Source organism: Winogradskyella sp. MH6 (assembly GCF_022810765.1).
Classification (GTDB): domain Bacteria; phylum Bacteroidota; class Bacteroidia; order Flavobacteriales; family Flavobacteriaceae; genus Winogradskyella.
On record NZ_CP094494.1, the window covers coordinates 573,359 to 597,125 of the forward strand.

Below are 23,767 nucleotides of genomic sequence, written 5' to 3' on the forward strand. Positions count from 1 at the left end.
AAAACACCCTCAATATGAAGAAACTTTACATTTTCATCTTTTTGATTGTTCCCTCTTTATTTTTAGCCCAAACGTCTTTCTCCTCGAGTATTACTCCCGATTTATCAGCTTATGGTGAAACGGCCAATTATCCTGGCGAAGGAGAGTACCAGATGTTTTTAAGTTCTGACAATGTGTTGGACAAACCGATCATTGTGGTTGATGGCTTTGACCCTGGAGATTCCAGAGATATCGCTGGACTATACAGTTTATTAGATTTTACTGGCAGCTCTGGCTCACAAAACTTAGCAGATTTAGTAAGAGCAGAAGGTTTTGATGTTATTATTTTAAACTTCCCTGTTTATGTAAGAGCAGCTGATGGTGCAACAGTGGATGGCGGCACCGATTTTATAGAGCGCAATGCCATGTTACTTGTAGAGCTATTAGACATTATTAATACTGCAAAAGCTGGTAACAATCCAGAACAAAATGTCATTATTGGCCCAAGCATGGGAGGATTAATTTCTCGCTATGCATTAAACTACATGGAAGCTAACATGTTGGATGCCGACACCAGATTATATATGTCGTTTGATTCACCGCATCATGGTGCAAATGTCCCTATTGGCTTGCAACACCAATTGAATTTCCTTGCTTATAATGGCACACAACCCATTGCTGAAGTACAACCGCTTATCGATTCCTTTTTAAAATCTCCTGCTGCAAGACAATTACTGGTTGATCATTTTGAAGCGCATCTTCAATCTGGAAGTCCTGTGAATTTTGATCCAACCTTAACACTACCTCAAGCTCATCCTTTTAGAACTCAATTTGAAAATAATATCAATAGTTTTAATGTTTCTGGTTTCCCTGAAAACACTAGAAATGTGGCTATAATTAACGGAAGTGGTATTGGCAATTCATATTTTGCAATGGCTAGCAGTGGTCCTACAGTTACAAATGGTTATACCGTAATTAATGACAGTTTTAGCGTTCCTGCAGGTAGCTTTACAGCAACTGTTGATGTAGAAATAAACTTTACACCAGCTGCAAACCTAACATCTATAGTAAGTGATATTGGCATTTCTATTTTTGGTTTTGAAGTAGAAGGCTCTGAAGCAAGCAGTCAATCATTTTCATATTCCGATGGTGTAGACTCAGCACCTGGCGGACTTTTTGATTTAGCGGCTTTAACTGGCGATATCGCTTCAGGAGGCGGTACAGCTGCCGATTTTGTAAACGCCTTACAAATAGATAAGTTTAGTTTTATTCCTTCTGTTAGTGCTTTAGCATTAGAAATTACCGATGATGAGATCGATTGGCATCACGACATCAACTTAGCGGGTCGTGGCACAACAAACATGACACCTTTTGACAATACTTTTTTACCAGATGATAATGAGCCACATGTACAATTGACTGAGGCTAATGTTAATTTTGCATTGATAGAAATCTTAACTCCTCCATTAGGAATTTCAGATAATGAGGCCATTGCATTTCAACTGGAAAGCAATCCGGTAAAAAATGAATTAGTACTTCTTACAGATACAGAATCAAATGCCTCAATACAAATTGTGGATGTTTCTGGGAAAATGGTTTTCAAAACTCAAACAGTATTAAGCAATAGAACTGCAATTCCTGTAAATCTAGCTTCAGGGTTTTACATTTTGAATGTAACTTCTGAAAACAACGCAAATTTTACAACCAAGTTTATCGCCAATTAATCTGAGTAATACATCAAAAAAGCGCTTCTTTTTAGAAGCGCTTTTTTCAATTATGCTTTAAGGGTAAGTGAATCACTTTTTTAGTATCAAAAAATTCTTCTTCAAAATAATCTGACAATAGATAGGCTTTAACTGTTGTGTACTGCTTTAGTTCTTCTGTTAAATCTCCTCCTTTTAAGTATAGAATACCGTTTTTTAATTCATTTCGTTGCTTTTTAGCAGTTTTACCCTTCACCCATTTTGTAAATTCTGGCATTGCCGTTACAGCTCTACTAACAATAAAATCGTAGGTTTCGTTAATTACCTCTACTCTGCTATGAGTTGTTCTTATATTAGTTAAACCAATAGCTTCGCTAACTGCATTGATAACTTTTAATTTTTTATTAATACTATCCACCAAATGAAACTGACAATTAGGAAACATAATAGCTAAGGGTACTCCAGGAAATCCGCCACCTGTTCCAACATCTAAGATTGAAGAGTTATCAGAAAACTGAATTACTTTAGCTATACCTAACGAATGCAAAACATGTCTTAAGTACAATTCATCAATATCCTTACGAGACACAACGTTAATCTTAGAATTCCAGTCTTTATACAATGCTTCTAGTGCTGCAAATTGTTCAATTTGACGCGCTGTTAAATCCGGAAAGTATTTTAGAATTAAATCCATCAATTTTAATTTGTGCAAAAATAACTATTTTAGTGTGCATAAATTAACGCTTTAGCATAAGGCTGCATTTTATTTATTATTTATCTTTGGCAACTTATAATGAAGTTAATCCCTTTTCGTTATAAATAAAAACATAGATTTATGGCTCAACAAACCTTATCATTCTCTCGTGTTGACTCGGCGAAGTTCTTTAGAACCTTAAACAAACGCGTCAACAATTATTTTAAAGAAAACAATATTAAAAGAACAGGTAATTGGCAACTTTGGATAAAGACGGTTGTTATGTTTGCAATCTTCTTAACTCCATATTTTCTGCTTCTTACTTTAGACATTCCTACATGGGCTCAATTACTACTAACTGTTGTTATGGGTATTGGTATGGCAGGAGTTGGTATGAATGTAATGCACGACGGTAACCATGGTGCTTTTTCTAATAAAGAATGGGTTAACCGCTTAATGGGAAGCAGCATCTACATCTTGGCAGGAAATGTTTACAACTGGCAAGTACAACACAATGTACTTCATCATACATACACCAATATTCATGGTCATGACGAAGATTTGGAAGCAGGTAGAATTCTAAGATTTTCAGAACACGCAGCATGGCATAAGCACCACAAATTTCAACATTATTATTCTATTTTCTTGTATGGTTTATTAACCATAAACTGGGCAATTACCACAGACTTTCAGCAAATGAAACGTTATATGAAGCGTAAATTATCCTATGGAAAATTTCCAAACCCTATTGTTAACTGGAGTAAATTGGTTATTTCTAAGTTACTATATGTTTCTATGTGGATTGTACTTCCTATCGTTTTAACCGATTTAGCTTGGTATCAAGTATTAATAGGCTTTTTTATTATGCATTATGTTGCTGGCCTAATTCTAAGCGTTGTTTTTCAATTAGCTCACGTTATGGACGAGGCTGAAATGCCAATGCCAGAAAAAGATGGTACCATGAAGAACACTTGGGCAATTCATCAGCTAAAAACTACCGTTAATTTTGGTGCTAAAAATTGGTTGGTAAACTGGTATACTGGAGGTTTAAATCATCAGGTAGAGCATCATATTTTTCCAAATATAAGCCATATTCACTACGGAAAAATAGCTAAAATTGTAAAAGACACTGCCAAAGAATTTAATTTACCTTATAAAGAATACGAAACCACAAGAAAAGCGATTGTAGCGCATTTTAGATTTCTCAAAGAAATGGGAATGCGCCCAGCAATGCAAGCATAATTCTATTATAACTAACACATGAACCAACTTTCTGATAGAATTAATAATCTATCAACTTCAGCAACCCTAGCTATGGCTGCAAAAGCCAGAGAACTCAGAGCAGAGGGTAAAGACATTATTGGCTTAAGTCTCGGTGAACCCGATTTTAACACACCAGATTTTGTAAAGGAAGCCGCCATAAAAGCTATAAATGATAATTATAACAGCTACACACCTGTTGATGGTTATGTAGAGCTAAAAGACGCCATCATAACCAAGTTTAAGCGCGATAATGAGCTAGATTATTCAAGATCTCAAATTGTGGTATCTACAGGTGCTAAGCAATCATTATTCAACATTGCCTCCGTAATGCTTAATGATGGTGACGAAGTTATTTTACCGTGTCCTTATTGGGTTAGCTACGCTGATATTATAAAACTTAATGGAGGTGTTCCGGTTGAAGTAAAAACAGATATTTCTAACGACTTTAAGATAACTGCAGAGCAACTTGAAGCGGCCATTACACCAAAAACAAAAATGCTTTGGTATAGCTCTCCTTGCAACCCAAGTGGTTCTGTATATAGTAAAGAAGAATTAAGAGCTATTGCAGATGTATTACAAAAACACCCAAACATATATGTGGCTTCTGATGAAATCTATGAGCACATCAATTTTATTGGTGGACACCATAGCATGGCACAGTTTGAAGATATGTATGACCGAACTATTACTGTAAATGGTGTCTCTAAAGCCTTTGCGATGACAGGTTGGAGAATCGGTTATATTGGTGCGCCAGACTGGATTGCCAGAGCTTGTAACAAAATGCAAGGCCAAGTGACTAGTGGAGCAAATTGTATTGCACAGCGCGCAGTCATTTCTGCCTTAGAAGCTGACCCTTCTCGTATAAAATATATGATTGATGAGTTTAAAGAACGTCGTAAGTTGATCTTAGGCTTATTAGAAGATATAGAAGGTTTTAAAACTAACGAGCCAGAAGGTGCTTTTTATGTGTTTCCTAATGTGTCTGCTTATTTTGGAAAAACTATAAAAGGAAAAACCATTAATAATGCGACTGACATGTCTTTATTCTTACTGGAAGAAGCTCTAGTAGCTACGGTAACTGGCGAAGCTTTTGGAAATCCAGATTGTATACGTATTTCTTATGCTGCGTCGAAAGAACAGATTATTGAAGCCGTTAAAAGGATTAAGGAAGCCTTAAGTTAGAAAACCCAATAACAATTTTATAAAAAAGCTATAACACAGCGTTTGTGTTATAGCTTTTCTTTTATGATGCCACTAGCATCCAAACCAAAATTGTTATTATTATTGCTGAGGCAACACTAATCTTAAACCATAAGATATTTTGCTCTCTTTTTAACTTCTTTCTTATTTCAAGCAACATTTCAGGTGTCGCTTCAGGGAAGTCGTAATTTCTCTTTCTGTTTTTATCATAACCACCTAGTGTCTTTCTAAATCGTTTAGATTTATCAAGCATAACACGTTTATTGCTCTTCAAAGAGCTTATCATTGATTCTGCTAGTGGCATAATGTCGTTACTTTATTTCCTTATTAATTATTTAAACTAACCCAAATAACAGAATGACAGGTAACGTTCAGAAAATGAGGTGTATGTTTTAGAAAATAGCGATTAAAGCTATCACAAATACAGACAATTTTAAGATTGCCGCTATGTGATCTACATTGCTAAACTGTGAAGCCTTTACACGTTGTCTAATTCCGAAAACAGATTTTGCAGTAGCGCTGCTAAAGTTGTACTTCACAATAGATTTGTAACTAGAATTTAACAAACCATTTGTTGTGTAATGAGATACCACAATGGGTTCTGGTACAGATTCTAATTCTTGATTTAATACTAATTCCATGATTGATAATTTTTAATTGGTTACGCAAATATGACGCAACAGAACTAAAAATGTTACAGACCATGTTACAACAACAGCTTGATTTTGAGTACCTAAAACTTAAAAAATAGCAGTAAAATTATAGGCTAGCTTAATTTTAAAAAACTTTGAAAAAAAATTAAAAATTTATCTGTTCCTCCAGAAAAAAGGTGTCATAATAATAAGTACGGTGAACAATTCCAATCTACCAATGAGCATTAAAAAAGAAGCCCACCATTTCCCTAAAGGTGGTAATGCGGCATAATTATTTACAGGTCCAAATTCCCCAAGTGCTGGCCCTACATTACCCAAACTAGAGGCAGATAGACCTATAGCAGATTCAAAATCCATTTGAAACATAGAAAACACCAAGGCTCCAATAATAAAAGATAGCATGTATAGGATAAAAAATCCTAATACGTTAAATACAATATCTTTTGAAATGGACTTTGTATTGTAGCGAACCGGTAAAATAGCGTTGGGATGCAATGAACGCTTAAATTCTAAAAATCCGTTTTTTATTAAGATTAAATGTCTTACCACCTTAACACCACCAGAAGTACTACCTGCAGAACCACCTAAAAACATCAATCCAAAGAAAAACACCGTTAAAAATGGAGTCCACATGGTATAATCTGCAGAAACAAATCCTGTTGTGGTTATTACAGTTAACACCTGAAATAAGGCATGCCTGAACGCGCTTTCTCCTTCACCTAAAACCATTGGATGCGCTATTGTAGATTGCGACACATCTGCCTTAAAATAAATTAAAAGCGCAGCTATGATAGTAAAGATGGCTATAAACTTAAAGTAAAGTTTAAACTCTTCATCTTTTACAATATTAGAGACTTTCCCTTTAAACAAGTAATAACTCAACACAAAGTTAGTCCCTGCCAAAAACATAAAGAAAATAATAATATATTGAATTGCCGGATTATCATTCCAATACGCCACACTGGCATTTTTGGTTGAGAAACCTCCTGTAGAAAGCGTACTTAAAGCATGATTAATGGCATCAAAAAACGACATTCCTGCTACTTGTAATAAGATGGTTTCTGCCACAGTATAACCAAAATATATTAGCCATAGACGCTTTGCAGTATCTGTAATCCTTGGATGCAATTTATCTCCGCCAGGACCTGGTGCTTCAGCAGCAAAAAGCTGCATACCTCCTACTCCTAACAACGGAAGAATTGCAATGGCTAGTACAATAATTCCCATACCACCAATCCAATGTGTCATACTTCGCCAAAACAATACACCTTCTGGAAGCACTTCGATATCGTTAAGAATACTAGCACCTGTTGTGGTATAACCAGATATGGTTTCAAAAAAAGCTTCAGTAAAAGTTGGCATGGCTCCTGTTGCCATGTAGGGCAAAGTTCCTGTAAGCGACATTACTATCCAACCAAAAGCAACAACAATGTAACCTTCGCGCTTATTCATCTCCTTACTATGGTTTTTGGTGCCATACATAGCAGCAGCTCCAATGAGCAAAGTAGATAAACTTGCTAAAAATAGATTTAAGGTGACACCATCTTTGTAAATAAGACTAATTAATGCCGCCAACATCATAAAACCACCATTGAAAAGCAATAACAGTCCAAAAAAATGGAAAATGATTTTATAGTTTAGTCGGATTCTAGACATAATTCAGCTTAAGAGAAAAAGGTTTCTACTTCAGAGATTGAACGCGGTAAACAACACACTACGACTCTATCACCAGCTTCAATTTTAAAGCTTCCTAGCGGAATCATACCTTCACCATCTCTAATGACACCACCAAATATAGCAGACCTTGGGAAATTTAAGTCTTTAATAACTTTATTTGTGATTTTAGAGTTAGGCTTTACCATAAATTCTAACAACTCAGCATTCATGTTAGTAAGCTTGGTCATAGCTACAACCTCACCTTTTCTTATGTATCTAAATATGTTATTTGCTGCTAACAGTTTTTTGTTGATTAGCGTATCGATACCAATAGACTGTGAGAGCTGGTAATAATCCATATTTTCGACTAAGGCAATTGTTTTTCTTACACCTTTAGATTTTGCCAAAAGACAAGACATAATGTTGGTTTCAGAATTGCCAGTTACAGATATAAAAGCATCCATATCTATAATATTTTCTTCATCTAAAATATCAACATTTCTACCGTCACCACAAATAATAAGTGCATTAGGAAGCCTATCTGCCAAATCTTCGGCCATAGCTTGTCTACTCTCTACAAGCTTTACATTAAATTTACTCTTACAAAGATCTCTGGCTGTTTTAAATCCTATTTTACTTCCACCAAGAATCATTACATTCTTAATTTCAGATTTTACTTTACCCGAAAGTTCAAACAATTCGGCATCACCTCCTTCAGAAGTCATAAACACCACCTTATCACCTTCCTTAAATTGTGTGTCACCACGAGGAATAATAGTATATTGGGTTCCGTAGCGCTGAATAGCAATTGGAATAAAATGCAACTCAGAATAAAGTTCTGCAGCTTCTTTTACAGTTTTTCCGACAAATTTTGCTGTTCTCGAAAGTCTTAAGCCTAGCATGGTTAAGGCACCTCCTTCAAACTCATAGGTGTCGTTAAAGCCATACTGGTTTAATAACAACTCAATCTCTGATGCCGCTAAAGATTCTGGTGAAATTAATTCGTCTATACCGAACTGAGAAAAACCGATAGTCTCTTTTTCTTCAATAAACTCTGTATTAGATATTCTGGCTATGGTACGTTGTGCTCCTAACTGCTTAGCCAACACACATGCTGTGATATTTGTAGTCTCGGAAGATGTCACAGCGATAAATAATTCTACCGACTCTATGCGTGCTTCCCTAAGGATTGCAATTGACGTGGCATCACCTTTAATCGTTTTTATATCTAGATGTTCACCTGCGTAGGTTAAACTCTCTTTTCTTGTGTCAATAAGGGTTATCTCTTGCGACTCGTAGGATAATAATTTAGCCAAATGAAATCCTACCTCTCCAGCACCTGCGATAATTATTTTCATGTGTTTACTCTTATTGTTTTTTAATGGTCACATGGAACCTTTGATGTTAAAAAATAATAGACCTATTGTAGATTGTCAATTATTTTTAACATGTAGGTTTCATCTATGTCTTATTCAAAATAAACATACAAATATAGTAAGAAGTAATAAGTTAACGTGTTTCAAAGGTTTAAAGTTCTATTATGCTTTGTGTATTTAAAAATTTAATTCTATTTCTCTAATCACTTTAGGAATACATAAAATTTTTCATTTGTTTTTTGTGAATTTTGAAACGAAAAAATTCATGTATTTTTGCCAAAAAAATTTTAATGGCCGAAAAAGTTAAACCCTACAAAGACAGTGATGCTTCTAAAAAAGAGCAGGTCACCGAAATGTTTGATACCATTTCTAAAGAATACGATGGACTTAACCGTGTTATTTCTTTTGGCATTGATGTAAAATGGCGAAATAAAGTCGTTAAAATTGTCAGCAAAAAACAGCCTGAAAACATTTTAGATATTGCAACAGGTACAGGCGACTTGGCCATTAACCTCGCCTCTACCAATGCCAAAGAAATTATTGGTTTAGACATTAGTAATGGCATGCTAGAGGTTGGCAGAAAAAAAATAGCTTCAAAAAAATTAGAGAGTATAATCTCTATGGTTATTGGTGATTCTGAAAATTTACCTTTTGAGGACAATACCTTTGATGCTATAACAGTGGCTTTTGGTGTTAGAAATTTTGAAAACCTAGAAAAAGGACTATCAGAAATATTAAGGGTATTAAAGCCCAACGGAATTTTTGTTATTTTAGAAACGTCGGTACCAACCAACCCAATTTACAAGTTTGGATACAAGATTTACTCAAAATTTATTTTACCAACCATAGGAAAATTATTTTCAAAAGATAAAATAGCTTACAATTACCTAAGCGAATCGGCTTCTGTTTTTCCATATGGTGAGGTATTAAACAATATTTTGAGAAAAATTGGGTTTATTAATGTCGAGGATAAGCCACAAACAATGGGTGTGGCCACTATTTACACAGCATCTAAAGCATAATTATGAAGGCAATAAGCAATTAGCATACAATGAAAATCGCCTAATTGTATTATAAATTAATAAACTTGTGTTGCTTGAAAATTTTAATATAAATGAAAAAGATCTTAGTTTTCTTAACCTTTTTAATAGCGTTTCAAACTACAACTGCGCAATTATTTACCAAAGAAAAGGTCGCTAATAACATTGACAATTTAGACCAAAAATTTCTGTCTTGGGGTTATTTTCTAGGTTTCAATCAATATGATTTTAAGTTTGATTACGAAGAAAACCTTGATGATATCTTAGTTGACAAAACGTTTGGATTTCACCTAGGGCTCATTGGAGACATGCGTATTAATGACTACATGAATCTTAGGCTAGAGCCTGGTGTGTTTTTTACAACCAGAAATTTAATGTACAACCAAAGCTATTTTGCCGGAACAGATTATAACGACTCTGATTTATTGCGAGAAGTAAAATCTACCTATATACACATTCCGTTATTGTTAAAGGTATCTACCAAACGAATTAATAATTTTAAACCATTTATTATTGGTGGTTTTTCAACAGCTTTAAACCTTTCTAGCAATCAAGATAATCCAGATGATAATAGTGCTGGTGAATTTAGAATGAAGAAAAACACCTACTTCTACGAAATTGGTTTTGGTATCGATTTGTACCTATTGTATTTTAAATTTACGCCTTCAATACGTGGTATTTTTGCAATTAATGACGAAATTGTAAGAGATGCTGATCCCAACAGTCCATGGACTGGTAATGTTGCTAAAATGCAAACCAGAGGCATTTTTATCAACTTTACATTTCAATAGTTCGTCTTTTAAATTCGCTCAATACAATAGCTGTTGCGTTGGCGACATTTAGGCTTTCTGTATCCTTACTATTTCCAAATTGAGGGATTGTTAATTTTCTATCTATAATAGATGTTATTTTTTCTGAAATACCATTGGCTTCGTTACCCAAAACAATAACACCATCGTTTGGCAAATTGGAGCTATAAATGTTTTCTCCATTCATGTAAGTTCCAAAAACCTGAGTGTTACTGTTAAACATAAACTCTGCCAGATCAAGGTATGTAATATTAACTCGGGTTAAAGAGCCCATGGTCGCTTGTACCACTTTAGAATTGTAGCAATCTACGGTATTAAGACTGCAAACCAAATCTTTTACACCATACCAATCGCAAAGTCTTATAATGGTTCCTAAATTTCCTGGATCTCTTACATCGTCTAAGGCTACAATTAACCCTCTATTGTCTACTTTGACTGGTTTCGGAATTTCAAAAATGGCTAAAGCTGTATTTGGGTTTTTTAAAGACGTGATTTTTTTTAATTCATTTTCAGATATTTCTGTAGTTTCATTTTTTGATGCTTCAAAAATCTGTTTTGTAGTATATAAGCGATGAAGTTTAAAATCAGAATTTAGAAATTCTTCGATTCCTTTTATTCCTTCTACAATAAACAAGCCTAATTGTTGTCTATATTTTTTTTGATTTAAACTTTTAATTAACTTTATTTCTTGCTTTGTAACCATTAAAATGTCTTTACATTTGCTTAGATTAAATACAAAGTAAACCTTTTTTGGACTAATTTTTGTTTATAACAACCAATATCAAAAAAACATACATCAAATAAGCTTGCAAATTCAATTTTCAATATTAGCTAAATATCCTAGAATACTATACTGTATTTTGATGTTGGTTTTTATCACCCTATTCAATTCTTGCGATGTTGTAAAACGTGTAAAGTCTAATGAGCATCTCATTACTAAAAACACCATAATTGTTGACGACAAGGTTAACAAGGAAGAGCGTGTTAATAATATTATCGTTCAGAAAACAAATTCTGGCATGAATAGTTTATTAGGTTTCCCTTTAAAACTCCATGTTTACAACTTAGCTAGACCAAATATAGATTCTATTATAGATGCTAAAGTATTGAGTGATTCTTCTAAAGTACGCTGGAAGACAAAACTGCTATCTAAAAAACAATTTGACAAAGAAATAGAATCTAGAAAAAACTTTAATAGCTGGCTAAAACGTACAGGTGAAGCACCTACAATCTACAACGAAGATAAAACAATTAAAACTGTAAACAATCTAAGAAAATATTACTACAGTATAGGTTGGTTTGACAATGAGGTGACTTTTGAAGTTAATAAAGACAGTACCAAAAGAGCTCAAGTAACATATAACGTTGTTAAAAAGAAACCTTATTTTTTAGATTCATTAAACCCAATTATAAGCAGTCCTTTAATAGACTCTTTGTATCCTAAATTTATTAAACCAACACTTCTTAAAAAAGGCGAACAGTACAATGAACAGAATTATGAGAACGAACGCGAACGCGTCACTAACTATCTAAGAAATGCTGGCTTTTATTACTTCGGACAAGACTACATTAGATTTGAAACCGACACTATTGACACCAACCATAAAGTCAACACCGATTTTATAATAGCAAACAGACTTATAAGAACAGAAGATTCTACTAGAGTTGCCCCTTTTAAAATATTTAAAATTAAAGAAGTTAACATTTTTACTGACGAGAATTTCAATAATCAGGATAAAGCAATTTCAGACACAACAGTTTATAAAAATTATAATCTTTACAGTAAAGAAAAACTGAGATTCAGGCCCAAAGCACTTACCGATGCTGTTTTTATTAACAAAGGAGATATTTATACAGATTTAGCACGTAGTAGGTCGCTACGCTACCTCAACGATTTGCAAATGTTTAGATACCCAAGTATAGAATACATAGAAAATCCTGAGGATACTACGCTAACAGCTAACATATATCTAGAACCTAAGAAAAAATACGCACTAAGTTTAGATTTAGATGTCTCGCAAAGTAATATCCAAACCATCGGTTTTTCTGTAACTCCAGGATTAAAAATAAGAAATATTTTTAGAGGTGCAGAAACTTTAGAAATTAGCGGTATTGCTGCAATTGGTGCTTCAAAAAACAGAAGTGACGATGTGAGTTCCTTTTTTGATATTAATGAGTTTGGTGGAAATATTAGATTAACTATTCCTAGGTTATTTACACCTTTTAATACCGATAGTATTATACCTAAATACATGTCGCCAAGCACAGCTATAAACATTTCTACCACAAGCCAACAGAATATTGGACTCGATAAACAAACTTTATCCGGACTTTTAAGCTACAATTGGTCTCCATCTAGAACCGTTACCAACACGCTAGAACTTTTTAATGTTCAGTTTGTAAAAAACCTAAACACCAGCAATTACTTTGGTGTTTATACTAACTCATACAGCAGACTTAATAATATAGCACAAGACATCGGCTATATTACTTCTAATGAAAACTTAAGCATACCTACAGAAGCCAATCAATTTATCAATGATGTACTCAATGAAAACACAAGTTTAATTCCCGAAGACGAAGATTTTAAAACTGTACACAATATTGAAGAGCGAAAACAACGACTCACGGAAAACAACCTTATTTTTTCTACAAGTTTTGATTATAAGAAAGATAAACGCACCAGTATTTTTGACAATGATTTTTCCATCTTTAAGTGGCGTGTTGAGTTAGCTGGCAACCTTTTATCCAACCTTTCTGAAGTCTTTGGATCTTCAAAAAATGAAAACGGAAACTACGAAGTCTTTGGCGTCGCTTTTTCTCAATATTTTAAAACCGAAATAGACTACATTAAATATTTTGACTTAGGGAGAAACAACGTTTTTGCATTTAGAAGTTTTGCTGGTATTGCAATTCCTTATGGTAATTCTAATAGTATTCCTTTTGCCAAAAGTTTCTTTGCTGGTGGACCAAACGACAACAGAGCATGGACAGCTTACAACCTTGGTCCAGGCAGTTCTAGTTCTACAAACGAGTTTAACGAAGCAAACTTTAAAATTCATTTAAGTGCCGAACAACGTTTTAGCTTATTTGGAAATTTAAAAGGTGCGCTTTTTGTTGACGCTGGCAACATATGGAATGTATTAGATAATGTTACAGACGACAGAGCCACGTTTACAAACTTAAATTCTCTCAAAGATATTGCTGTTGGCTCTGGCTTTGGGCTTCGTTACGATTTTGACTTTTTTGTACTTCGTTTTGACACAGGTTTTAAAACTTACGATCCTTCAGAACAAGAAGGCAGTCGCTGGTTTAGAAGCTATAACTTTAGAAATGCTGTATACAACATTGGTATTAACTATCCTTTTTAAACACCTTATTCCTCCTACATCGTTTTCGGTTTTTTATCTTCTAAAACGCATCAAAAGATGCTTAAAATTATGTATTTTTGATATTTAATTTTCAATCATAAAATCATGAGTCACAATATCAAACCTGGCGTTGCAACAGGAAGAGAAGTTCAGGAAATTTTCAAATTAGCTAAAGAAAAAGGCTTTGCCTTACCAGCAGTAAATGTTATTGGTTCTAATACCATAAATGGTGTTTTAGAAACTGCTAAGGCCCTAAATGCTCCCGTAATTATTCAGTTTTCTAATGGAGGTGCGCAATTTAACGCAGGAAAAGGTTTAGGAAACGATGACCAAAAAGGTGCTATTGCTGGTGGAATTGCAGGTGCAAAACACGTACATCATATGGCAGAGGCTTATGGAGTTCCTGTAATTTTACATACAGACCACTGTGCTAAAAAATTATTGCCTTGGATTGATGGTTTATTAGACGCAAGTGAGAAACATTTTGAAGAAACAGGAAAACCACTTTACAGTTCTCACATGATAGATTTATCTGAAGAGCCAATTGAAGAGAATATAGAAATCTGTAAAAAATACCTAGCGCGTATGAGCAAAATGGGTATGACTTTAGAGATTGAGCTTGGTATAACAGGTGGTGAAGAAGATGGTGTAGACAATAGTGATGTCGATGCTTCAAAACTATATACACAACCTGAAGAAGTGGCTTATGCCTACGAAGAATTAAGTAAAGTTAGCGACCAGTTTACTATTGCTGCAGCTTTTGGTAATGTACATGGTGTATACAAACCTGGTAATGTAAAACTAACTCCAAAAATCTTAAAGAACTCACAAGAGTACATTGCAGAAAAATACAATGTTGGTCATAACCACATCGATTTTGTATTCCATGGTGGCTCTGGTTCTACAGTAGAAGAAATAAGAGAAGCTATTGGTTATGGAGTTATAAAAATGAATATAGATACCGACATGCAATGGGCATTCCTTAGTGGTGTTAGAGATTACATACAAGACAATCACGATTATTTACAAACCCAAATAGGCAATCCTGAAGGAGATGATGCACCAAACAAAAAATACTACGACCCTAGAGTTTGGTTAAGAAAAGGAGAGCAAGCCTTTGTTGAGCGTCTTAAAAAAGCATTTGAAGACTTAAACAACGTAGATACGTTATAAAGACGTATTTCATATTTTCAGACCTATCAAAGTTATTGTTTAATTTTGATAGGTTTGTTCATTTTAACAATAACATGAAATAACTGCTTTTGAGTTTAATTAATTAGTAGTAATTTTGCTCTAACTAACTAATAACATAATTATAGAAATCTTTTTAAATCTATGATTATAAAATAACCCTTAGCTTTGTTAAAGGGTATAAAAAAATCAAATTTCATATGGCTTGGTTTAAGAGAAAAGATAAAGGAATTCAAACGTCTACAGAAGAAAAAAAAGATACTCCCAAAGGACTTTGGTATAAATCTCCTACCGGAAAAATAATTGACACTAAAGAATTAGAACAAAATTTTTATGTGAGTCCAGAAGACGGCTACCATGTAAGAATCGGAAGTAAAGAATACTTCGAAATTCTTTTTGATGACAATAAATTTAAAGAGTTAGATGCCGATTTAACTTCAAAGGATCCTCTAAAATTTGTTGATACTAAAAAATACCCAGACCGTTTAAAGGCGGCACAATCTAAAACCAACCTTAAAGATGCGGTACGTACAGCTGTTGGAAAATCTATGGGAGAAGACTTAGTAGTAGCTTGTATGGACTTTAACTTTATTGGCGGATCTATGGGAAGTGTTGTTGGTGAAAAAATTGCAAGAGCTGCCGACTATGCTTTAAAGAAAAAAACACCATTTATGATTATCAGCAAATCTGGTGGTGCTCGTATGATGGAAGCGGCTTTATCATTAATGCAATTGGCTAAAACCTCAGCAAAATTAGCACAATTAGCAGATGCTGGCATTCCGTATATTTCATTGTGTACAGACCCAACCACAGGTGGTACAACAGCATCATTCGCTATGTTAGGAGACATTAATATAGCTGAACCAGGTGCTTTAATTGGTTTTGCAGGCCCAAGAGTAGTGCGAGATACTACTGGCCAAGAATTACCAGAAGGTTTCCAAACTTCAGAATTCTTATTAGAGCATGGTTTCTTAGATTTTATAACGCATAGAAGAGATTTAAAGAAAAAGGTAAATCAATATATAGATTTAATAAAAAATCAACCTTTAAGAGCATAAAAAAAGCGAGCTAAATAGCTCGCTTTTTTTCTCCAATCAACTAAAAACAATTAAACCACAAAATCTAATTTAATGTTATAGGCACCTCAGTACCGTTATTAAAAGTAAAGGTTGCTTGGTTATCGCATTCTCCTTCACCAAAATCAAAAACACCTCCAAAATTTGTACGTTGTACATCAAAAGAACCACTTACAAAATAGGCACAAATAACCTCTCTTCTTAATGGAGTAATAACTTCATAGGTATGTGTATTACCATTAACAAATGTTGCTGTCCAATCTCCAGTAATTTCAAATACATTATCACTAAAAACACCACTACCAAAACCTTCAACCCATTCTCTAATTCTTGTGCCTTCTCTAGAAGCTTGTACTCCATTTGGCCATATAACGGTAATACTCAAATCGTGTGTAAACTGAGGATTTCCATTATCGTTAGACAATTCTTTTAAAATAGAACGGCTCGCTATTACATTTTTAGCATCAAAATAAAAATCAATCAAATTGTAGTTAACCATTATTTGTTGTGCCTCTGGATTTCTTGTGTAATCAAAAACAATCTGTCCCTGAATAAGATGTTCATTAACAACACAACCTTCTGTTCCAAAATCTAAGGTTACCTCTCTATAATTTTGTTGTGCTACTACAGTAATCGTCACACAATCAGGAATATCTTTAGCATAAAATGTATCATCAGAACTATTTGTTGCTACTCCGTTTCTTTCTGCTGTAGATTCTTGTGCTTCATAGGCATCTATTACAATATCTCCCAAAATACTATCTATCTGATCTATCTCAGTAGAACGCTGTACTTCTAAGGTGCTTTGGGTTACATCTTCTGTTTCTGTAACTTCATCATTGTTACTACATGATGTAAATGTTAAAACTAAAACCATAAGGCTTAAAATTCCTTTTTTAATTACATTGAATTTTTTACTCACATCATTATTTATGACTTCTTTGAGCTCGTGATTTGAATAATTCATGATTACTTTTTTATTGTTAATATGTTGTTAAGACCATAACAATTGAAAAACGTTTAATCAAAAACTAAAATTCATGCTTTTTTAAAATAGATTGAAAACTCAGTTCCTGCATCTACCTCACTGTTTACAGTAACTTTGCCACCTAAAGATTCTATGTGGTTTTTAGTAATAAAAAGACCAATACCAATAGCGTCTTCGTTATAATGAAAGGTCTTGTACATCTGAAATAACTTATCCCCAAACTTATTCATATCAATGCCAAGCCCGTTATCTTTAATTTTAAAAACCACATAATCATCTTCAACTAAAGATGTAAGCTCAATGATAGGTGTTCTTTTTTCGGATCTATACTTAATGGCATTGGTGAGAAAATTGAGAATTATACTATCTAAATAAGCTGGCACACCCTTTACACGATGAGACTCATCGATTTGATTATAAATTAAAGCATTAGAATTTTGTGCCATTGCAATAATATTATACATCGCTTTTTCTACATAGTCATAAAGATTAAGCTTTTGTAATTTTGAAGGTTCTATTTCTCTAATCTTAGCAACTTCCGTAAGATGAGCAACAGTTTCTTGTAAATTATCTACGGCCTGTTTTAACAACTTGTAATTTTCATTAGATGTGATTTCTCCACAATCAACTTCTAAAAATTCAGTAAGCGATGCTAAATTACCTGAATGTGATCTAAGGTTGTGTGTTACAATATTTGCAAAAGACGTTAATCTATCGTTCTGTTCTTTGGCCACGCTAAGCATAGCCTTTAATTTATCCTGATTTTTTTGACGGTTAGTTATATCTGTAAATTGCCAAATCATATGTGGTCTTCCTGCTTTAAAATACACAAGAGTTACATAGATTAAAACCCAAATAACATCTCCATTCTTATGAAAATAGCGTTGTTTAACCCTGTATTTATCTGTCTTACCGCTTATAAGTTTTTCAAACTTTTTCTCATGCACACCTAAGTCTTCTATAAAGACTATGTTGTCAATATCCATATTAAAAAGTTCGGATTTTGTATAGCCAAAAATATCAGAAACGGCTTCATTCATTTTCAGCCAGTTGCCATCCATACTTACAACAGCAATACCGTTGTAGGTATTATTAAATACACGATCTAGAACATCGTAAGCATTAGAAACATTTTGGGAAGGTCGAATAGCTTTCATCCTATTAAACTTTAGGATTAATAGAAAAAGCTCTTAACCAGTCGAGGGGAGACTATATTAAAACACTGTAATACAGATTAAAAGTTACAAAAAAAACCACAAATCACAAAAAAGTATTATATTTGCCGCTTGAAAGAAAACCTTTCAAAGTACATAACAATCATTTACAATAATATTAGAATGTATTTATCTAAAGAGAAAAAAGAAGAAATCTTCACAAAACACGGTAAAGGAAAAAATGATACCGGTTCTGCTGAAGGACAAATTGCGTTATTTACGTACAGAATTAACCATTTAACTGAGCACTTAAAAAATAATCGTAAAGATTATAACTCTGAGCGTTCTCTAGTAAAATTAGTAGGTAAGCGTCGTGCTTTATTAGACTACTTAACTAAAAAGGACATCTTAAGATACCGTGCTATCGTTAAAGAATTAGGATTAAGAAAGTAATTTCAACATAAAGACCACGCCTCTAGCGTGGTTTTTTGTTTAATACATAACGTCTTCGAAAGCGTTTAATTTTCGAATTGAAGAAGCTACAATAGTTTTTCATTGGTCACAACAACAACTACACAACAACACAACGACCATTGTTTAACATCGCTGGTTATGCAGAGCATATCAGCTGAAGATTTAAAATTTTATGATTCCAAAAACTTACAAAGAGGTCATAGACCTTGGTGATGGTAGAGAAATTTCTATCGAAACCGGAAAACTCGCAAAACAGGCTCATGGCTCTGTTGTTGTACAATCGGGTGAAACCATGCTACTTTGTACTGTAGTTTCTAACTATGAAGCTGCAAACGTAGACTTTTTACCATTAACGGTAGATTACCGTGAAAAATTTGCTGCTGCTGGTCGTTATCCTGGCGGATTCTTTAAGCGTGAGGCACGTCCTAGCACAGAAGAAATTTTAGTAATGCGTATTGTAGACCGTGTATTACGTCCTTTATTCCCTAAAGATTACCATGCTGAAACTCAAGTAATGATTCAGTTAATGTCTTTAGACAAAGATGTAATGCCAGATGCCTTAGCTGGTTTAGCTGCTTCTGCTGCTATTCAGTTATCTGACATTCCTTTTGAAACTCCAATTTCTGAAGTTCGTGTGGCGCGTCTTAATGGTGAATTTATCATCAACCCAAGTCTATCACAATTAGAGCAATCTGACATCGATATGGTTATTGGTGCATCAGAAGATTCTGTGATGATGGTTGAAGGTGAAATGAGTGAAATTTCTGAAGACGAAATGGTAGAAGCTATCAAAGTTGCTCACGAAGCTATTAAAGTTCAGATTGAAGCTCAAAAACGTTTAGTTGCTCAAGTAGGCAAAAAAGAAACTCGTGAGTACGAGCCTGAAGCTGAAGACGAAGCAGTATTAGAAAAAGTAAAAGCATTTGCTTACGATAAATGTTACGAAATTGCCAAAGCTGCATCGTCTAAAAAAGACAGGAGTGCAGCATTCTCTGAAGTAAAGGATGCTTTAAAAGCTGAATACACAGAAGAAGAGCTCGAAGAAGTTGGTGGTTTAGTATCAAAATACTTCAGTAAAATTCAAAAAGAAGCGGTACGTAACCTAGTATTAGAAGAAGGTATTCGTTTAGATGGTCGTAAGACTACAGAAGTTAGACCAATTTGGTGTGAGGTAGATTACTTACCTTCTACTCATGGGTCTTCAATATTTACACGTGGTGAAACTCAAGCATTGGCAACCGTTACTCTAGGTACGTCTCGCGAAGCTAATATGATTGACAACCCATCTTTAGAAGGTGAAGAGCGTTTCTACTTACATTATAACTTCCCACCATTTTCAACTGGAGAAGCTAGACCTTTAAGAGGAACATCTCGTCGTGAGATTGGACACGGAAACTTAGCACAACGTGCTTTAAAACGTATGGTTCCTGAAGATTGCCCATATACAGTACGTGTGGTATCTGAAGTCTTAGAGTCTAACGGATCATCGTCTATGGCAACGGTTTGTGCTGGTACAATGGCCATTATGGACGCTGGTGTACAAATGAAAAAACCAGTTTCTGGTATTGCTATGGGATTGATTTCTGATGGTGAGCGTTACGCTGTATTATCTGATATTTTAGGTGATGAAGATCATTTAGGTGACATGGACTTTAAAGTTACTGGTACCGAAGATGGTATTACTGCTTGCCAAATGGACATTAAAATCAAAGGGCTTAGCTACGAGATTTTAGTAAATGCTTTAAATCAGGCTAAGGAAGGTCGTATGCACATACTTGGTAAATTAATAGACACTATTGCTACTCCTAATACAGATGTTAAGGCACATGCACCAAAAATGGTAACTGCTAAATTACCAAATGATTTAATTGGTGCTTTTATTGGACCTGGTGGAAAAGTAATTCAAGAGTTACAAAAAGAAACAGGAACTACAATTGTAATTAATGAAGATCCTGTAACTGAAGAAGGTATTGTTGAAATTTTAGGTACTGACCAAGCTGGTATTGATGCTGTTTTAGCTAAAATAGATTCTTTAACCTTTAAACCAGAAGTGGGTAGCATTTATGAAGTTAAAGTGATTAAAATGCTTGATTTTGGAGCTGTAGTAGAATATACTGAGGCACCAGGAAATGAAGTACTGTTACACGTAAGTGAACTTGCTTGGGAGCGTACAGAAAATGTATCTGACGTGGTAAACATGGGAGATGTATTTGATGTAAAATACTTTGGTATAGATCCAAGAACACGTAAAGAAAAAGTATCTCGCAAAGCTATTTTACCAAAACCAGAAGGTTGGGAAGATAGACCAAAACGCGATAACAATCGAAACAGAGACAACAATCGAGGACGCGATAACCGCAACAGAGGTAATAACCGCAGAGACGATAGAAATCGAAGAGATAACAATAAAGAAGATTAATATTCTTTATACTTACTATTAAGAAAGCCCATCAATTTTGATGGGCTTTTTTTTTAATAGTCCCATTGCAGCAACAAGCCACCAGAATACAGATTGCTAAATGAATTAAAAATGTAAGTAAATCTTAATCCTACAGAAAACCTTTCTCCTGTTTTAAACCTTAATTTTCCGACCAATGGAAGAGCAAATTCACTAATATTTCCTTATAAATCACTGCTTCCATAAAAGAACATGCCTCCACCGAGATGGGTTTCTACCAAAAACCAGTCCTCTAATACAAATTCCCTTCCATATAGCAAGCTCATTTGTTTATAATTGGCCGAACCGCTAAAAACTCCTGTTTCCCCTCCATAGGATGCAGAAAAACTAAATAGGTTATTAGATAAAGCGTAGGTAAAATCTATACTTAACGACAGTGGTAATATACCAGAAAACATCTCCGAATTTCTATTAGAAAACTCATACAACTCTGGAGTAACAGACCAGGATTTAAACTTTAATTTAGACTTATCGCTATCTTGAGCATAGCTATAGAATCCCATCATTAGATAGGTTAATAAAATGATCCGTTTAAAGTATTTGTCGATACAATACATTATTATACAGCTAACTAAGTAAAATTTAGATAGAATGTAAGTCTTATACAATGACATTTATCAATTTAAGATCATCAGCATTTCCGAGATATGCGTTTTATTACACCTAAGCTAACTCACATGGCAACGTAAAGAAAATGTCTCTCGCAAAGCTATGTTACCAAAACCAAAAGGTTGGGAAGACAAGCCTAAACACGATAACAATAATGACATATGTAATAACCGTAGAGACGATATAAATCGAAGAGATAATAATAAAGAATATTAATATGCTTTAATTTAAAATCTAGATAATCCTTGGGGAGGCGAATAGAATACCTATTCGACCTCCCAATAATTTATTAAAAACTATACAAAATTCTTGGTGTAATTGCTATTCTCCCAATATCTTCTTGCAATGCACCTTCTATTTTGTAAGGCGAATAATTAAGACCTACACTAAGAGTAAACTCATTATTGTTTTTAAAAGCCTTAACGTAATCTAAGCTTGGTGAAATCAATAATGCTGAGATTATCTCATATTTGCTCCTATCTTCTGACATATCAAAGAAATTAGTATTTCTAGCGTCGGTTGTAACTACCGAAGCTCCTAGTGCTAAACCAAATAATACTTTGCTAGATTCTGATTTACTAAAATTCTTTTTAAACCTTATCATAGGATTAAATAAAAATGTGGCTTTAGTTTCTACACTATCTGTTACCCTAACATATTCAAAAGCTTGCCTTTGTTCAGGTATTATGAATTGTACGGCTAACTCTAATGATTTTGTCTCAGTAACCGGAAAATCCAAACTTAATTCTACCAAAGGCGAAGACCCAAAGTATTTTTTTAAGTCTCCTTGAGGTATATATATACCTCCACCTATTTTAAATGTCACTGTTTTCCAATAAGCATTAAAAGAATCGTAGAAATTATAATCTTGGTTTTTTGAAAAAGAGTCTCTTTGAGCAATTAAATTTATAGATAGCAATAAAAATAAACTAGCTGTAAGTATTTTTTTCATGGTATTTTGTTTTAAAAATTCAATTCAAAAATATTGCTATTATCGCATTAAAACTTTTAAAAAACACCAAAGTCAAACTTATAATTTGTGATTATCACAAATTATAAGTATATTTCGAAACATGTTTCAAAAACAATTATTAGATAAGTTACAATTGGAATTGCCTGCTAACACTTCTTTAAATGAAGCTATAGCTACAGCATTGGATATTAGTTATGATGCAGCACACAGACGCAGCTCATTTAAAAGTAAATTTTCATTAGAAGAAAGTGTGATTTTGGCCCAATACTATAATCTATCCCTCGATAGACTGTTTGAGAATACAAAGGATGAAATCATTGCGGTAGAAAAAACAAAACTAATTCATAACGAAACTGAACTTCAGCATTATTTTGAAAAATCATACGAATCTCTACATCCTCTTTTAAATAAAAAGGAGAGCCACATATTATATTCGGCAAAGGATATTCCTCTTTTCTACACTCTAGAAAATAACTTACTGAGTCGGTTCAAAATGTATGTTTGGCTAAAACTTTTAGATTCCGCAATGGTCTCTAAAGAATTTGATAGCTTTTCCGTAAGTCTTTCGACCTTACAATCAGCAACTGCTTTAGGAAACTTATATCAGAATTTGAACATCACAGAAATATGGGATATTACTACCGTAAATAGTACATTAAAACAAATACATTTTTACAATCAGGCCGGACTTTTATCCAATATCACAGCACTTAAACTCTGTAAGGACCTTAAGCTATTAATTACAACTATTTCAGAAAAAGTAAAAACAGAAAATGAAAACTATAAGTTCTATTACAATGAACTTTTATTGATGAATAATAACGTTCTAGTATCTACAAAAGAACGACAATCTCTTTTCGTACCGTTTACTATACTATCTTATTTTCAAACCTCTGATAGAATTACTTGTCTGCAAGCTGAGGCATTCTTAAACAAACAATTACAAAGCTCTAAACTTTTAAACACCGCAGGCGAAAAAGAAAAGCTTACTTTTTTCAATAAAGTTTACTCTAAAATTGATGCATTACATCAACTTATTGAAGCTTCTCAAATTTTAGATTTTGAATAAAAGAGATATACAATAAAAAGCCCATCAATAT

At 33.8% G+C, this 23,767-nt stretch carries 21 protein-coding genes; 11 read left to right on the top strand and 10 right to left on the bottom strand.

The features are described 5' to 3' along the window. The first annotated feature begins 14 nt into the window (after positions 1–14). A complete protein-coding gene (locus MST30_RS02805) occupies positions 15–1,703 on the top strand; it encodes a T9SS type A sorting domain-containing protein (RefSeq protein WP_243472894.1) in 1,689 nt (562 codons plus the stop codon). Between the two features lie 46 nt (positions 1,704–1,749). On the opposite strand, the gene rsmG is transcribed toward MST30_RS02805, so the two are convergent. After that, positions 1,750–2,376: a 16S rRNA (guanine(527)-N(7))-methyltransferase RsmG gene (gene rsmG / locus MST30_RS02810; RefSeq protein ID WP_243472895.1), complete on the bottom strand. Its 627-nt coding sequence runs from the start codon at positions 2,374–2,376 to the stop codon at positions 1,750–1,752. Between the two features lie 141 nt (positions 2,377–2,517). Here rsmG and MST30_RS02815 point away from each other — a divergent pair, with 141 nt between their 5' ends. Next, complete coding sequence (locus MST30_RS02815) at positions 2,518–3,618, top strand: fatty acid desaturase family protein (protein WP_243472896.1); 1,101 nt, start codon at positions 2,518–2,520, stop codon at positions 3,616–3,618. Positions 3,619–3,636: 18 nt separating this feature from the next. Then, positions 3,637–4,821 (top strand): pyridoxal phosphate-dependent aminotransferase, encoded by a 1,185-nt coding sequence (locus MST30_RS02820; RefSeq protein ID WP_243472897.1) that lies wholly within the window; start codon positions 3,637–3,639, stop codon positions 4,819–4,821. Between the two features lie 61 nt (positions 4,822–4,882). Here MST30_RS02820 and MST30_RS02825 read toward each other — a convergent pair whose 3' ends face one another. The 4 genes from MST30_RS02825 to trkA form a co-directional block, all read right to left on the bottom strand. After that, entirely contained in the window at positions 4,883–5,143 is a 261-nt protein-coding gene (locus MST30_RS02825; protein ID WP_243472898.1) for a hypothetical protein, read from the bottom strand. 88 nt (positions 5,144–5,231) lie between these two features. Continuing rightward, entirely contained in the window at positions 5,232–5,480 is a 249-nt protein-coding gene (locus tag MST30_RS02830) for a hypothetical protein (protein ID WP_243472899.1), read from the bottom strand. A gap of 165 nt (positions 5,481–5,645) precedes the next feature. Then, a complete protein-coding gene (locus tag MST30_RS02835; RefSeq protein WP_243472900.1) occupies positions 5,646–7,148 on the bottom strand; it encodes a TrkH family potassium uptake protein in 1,503 nt (500 codons plus the stop codon). An 8-nt stretch (positions 7,149–7,156) separates the two neighbouring features. Beyond that, entirely contained in the window at positions 7,157–8,506 is a 1,350-nt protein-coding gene (gene trkA / locus MST30_RS02840) for a Trk system potassium transporter TrkA (protein WP_243472901.1), read from the bottom strand. A 308-nt stretch (positions 8,507–8,814) separates the two neighbouring features. Here trkA and ubiE point away from each other — a divergent pair, with 308 nt between their 5' ends. Further along, positions 8,815–9,546 (top strand): bifunctional demethylmenaquinone methyltransferase/2-methoxy-6-polyprenyl-1,4-benzoquinol methylase UbiE, encoded by a 732-nt coding sequence (ubiE, locus tag MST30_RS02845; RefSeq protein WP_243472902.1) that lies wholly within the window; start codon positions 8,815–8,817, stop codon positions 9,544–9,546. A gap of 92 nt (positions 9,547–9,638) precedes the next feature. Beyond that, positions 9,639–10,355, top strand: a complete 717-nt coding sequence (porT, locus tag MST30_RS02850; protein WP_243472903.1) for a type IX secretion/gliding motility protein PorT/SprT — start codon at positions 9,639–9,641, stop codon at positions 10,353–10,355. Here porT and MST30_RS02855 read toward each other — a convergent pair. Beyond that, the gene (locus tag MST30_RS02855) at positions 10,342–11,076 is read right to left on the bottom strand and encodes a TrmH family RNA methyltransferase (protein ID WP_243472904.1); all 735 of its coding nucleotides are present in this window, start codon (positions 11,074–11,076) and stop codon (positions 10,342–10,344) included. The genes porT and MST30_RS02855 overlap by 14 nt on opposite strands. Before the next feature lie 160 nt (positions 11,077–11,236). Here MST30_RS02855 and tamL point away from each other — a divergent pair, with 160 nt between their 5' ends. From tamL to accD, 3 genes are all read left to right on the top strand, one after another. Next, positions 11,237–13,744 carry a translocation and assembly module lipoprotein TamL gene (tamL, locus tag MST30_RS02860; protein ID WP_243472905.1) on the top strand — a complete coding sequence of 836 codons (2,508 nt, stop codon included), beginning with the start codon at positions 11,237–11,239 and terminating at the stop codon, positions 13,742–13,744. A 105-nt stretch (positions 13,745–13,849) separates the two neighbouring features. Beyond that, entirely contained in the window at positions 13,850–14,917 is a 1,068-nt protein-coding gene (gene fbaA, locus MST30_RS02865) for a class II fructose-bisphosphate aldolase (protein ID WP_243472906.1), read from the top strand. Positions 14,918–15,135: 218 nt separating this feature from the next. After that, positions 15,136–15,993 carry an acetyl-CoA carboxylase, carboxyltransferase subunit beta gene (accD, locus tag MST30_RS02870; RefSeq protein ID WP_243472907.1) on the top strand — a complete coding sequence of 286 codons (858 nt, stop codon included), beginning with the start codon at positions 15,136–15,138 and terminating at the stop codon, positions 15,991–15,993. 64 nt (positions 15,994–16,057) lie between these two features. On the opposite strand, the gene MST30_RS02875 is transcribed toward accD, so the two are convergent. Next, positions 16,058–16,978 (bottom strand): hypothetical protein, encoded by a 921-nt coding sequence (locus MST30_RS02875; RefSeq protein ID WP_243472908.1) that lies wholly within the window; start codon positions 16,976–16,978, stop codon positions 16,058–16,060. A gap of 71 nt (positions 16,979–17,049) precedes the next feature. Continuing rightward, positions 17,050–18,156, bottom strand: coding sequence for a sensor histidine kinase (locus tag MST30_RS02880; RefSeq protein ID WP_243472909.1), 1,107 nt, complete (start codon positions 18,154–18,156; stop codon positions 17,050–17,052). A gap of 180 nt (positions 18,157–18,336) precedes the next feature. Between MST30_RS02880 and rpsO the strand changes: the two genes are divergently transcribed. Beyond that, a complete protein-coding gene (gene rpsO, locus MST30_RS02885; protein WP_243472910.1) occupies positions 18,337–18,606 on the top strand; it encodes a 30S ribosomal protein S15 in 270 nt (89 codons plus the stop codon). Positions 18,607–18,799: 193 nt separating this feature from the next. Next, on the top strand, positions 18,800–21,046 hold the full coding sequence (locus MST30_RS02890) for a polyribonucleotide nucleotidyltransferase (protein WP_243472911.1): 2,247 nt from the start codon (positions 18,800–18,802) through the stop codon (positions 21,044–21,046). 203 nt (positions 21,047–21,249) lie between these two features. Here MST30_RS02890 and MST30_RS02895 read toward each other — a convergent pair whose 3' ends face one another. After that, positions 21,250–21,591 carry a hypothetical protein gene (locus MST30_RS02895; RefSeq protein WP_243472912.1) on the bottom strand — a complete coding sequence of 114 codons (342 nt, stop codon included), beginning with the start codon at positions 21,589–21,591 and terminating at the stop codon, positions 21,250–21,252. Between the two features lie 392 nt (positions 21,592–21,983). Beyond that, positions 21,984–22,646 carry a hypothetical protein gene (locus tag MST30_RS02900; RefSeq protein WP_243472913.1) on the bottom strand — a complete coding sequence of 221 codons (663 nt, stop codon included), beginning with the start codon at positions 22,644–22,646 and terminating at the stop codon, positions 21,984–21,986. A gap of 121 nt (positions 22,647–22,767) precedes the next feature. On the opposite strand from MST30_RS02900, the gene MST30_RS02905 reads away from it, so the two are divergent. Continuing rightward, entirely contained in the window at positions 22,768–23,736 is a 969-nt protein-coding gene (locus MST30_RS02905; protein WP_243472914.1) for a helix-turn-helix domain-containing protein, read from the top strand. Positions 23,737–23,767: the final 31 nt, after the last annotated feature.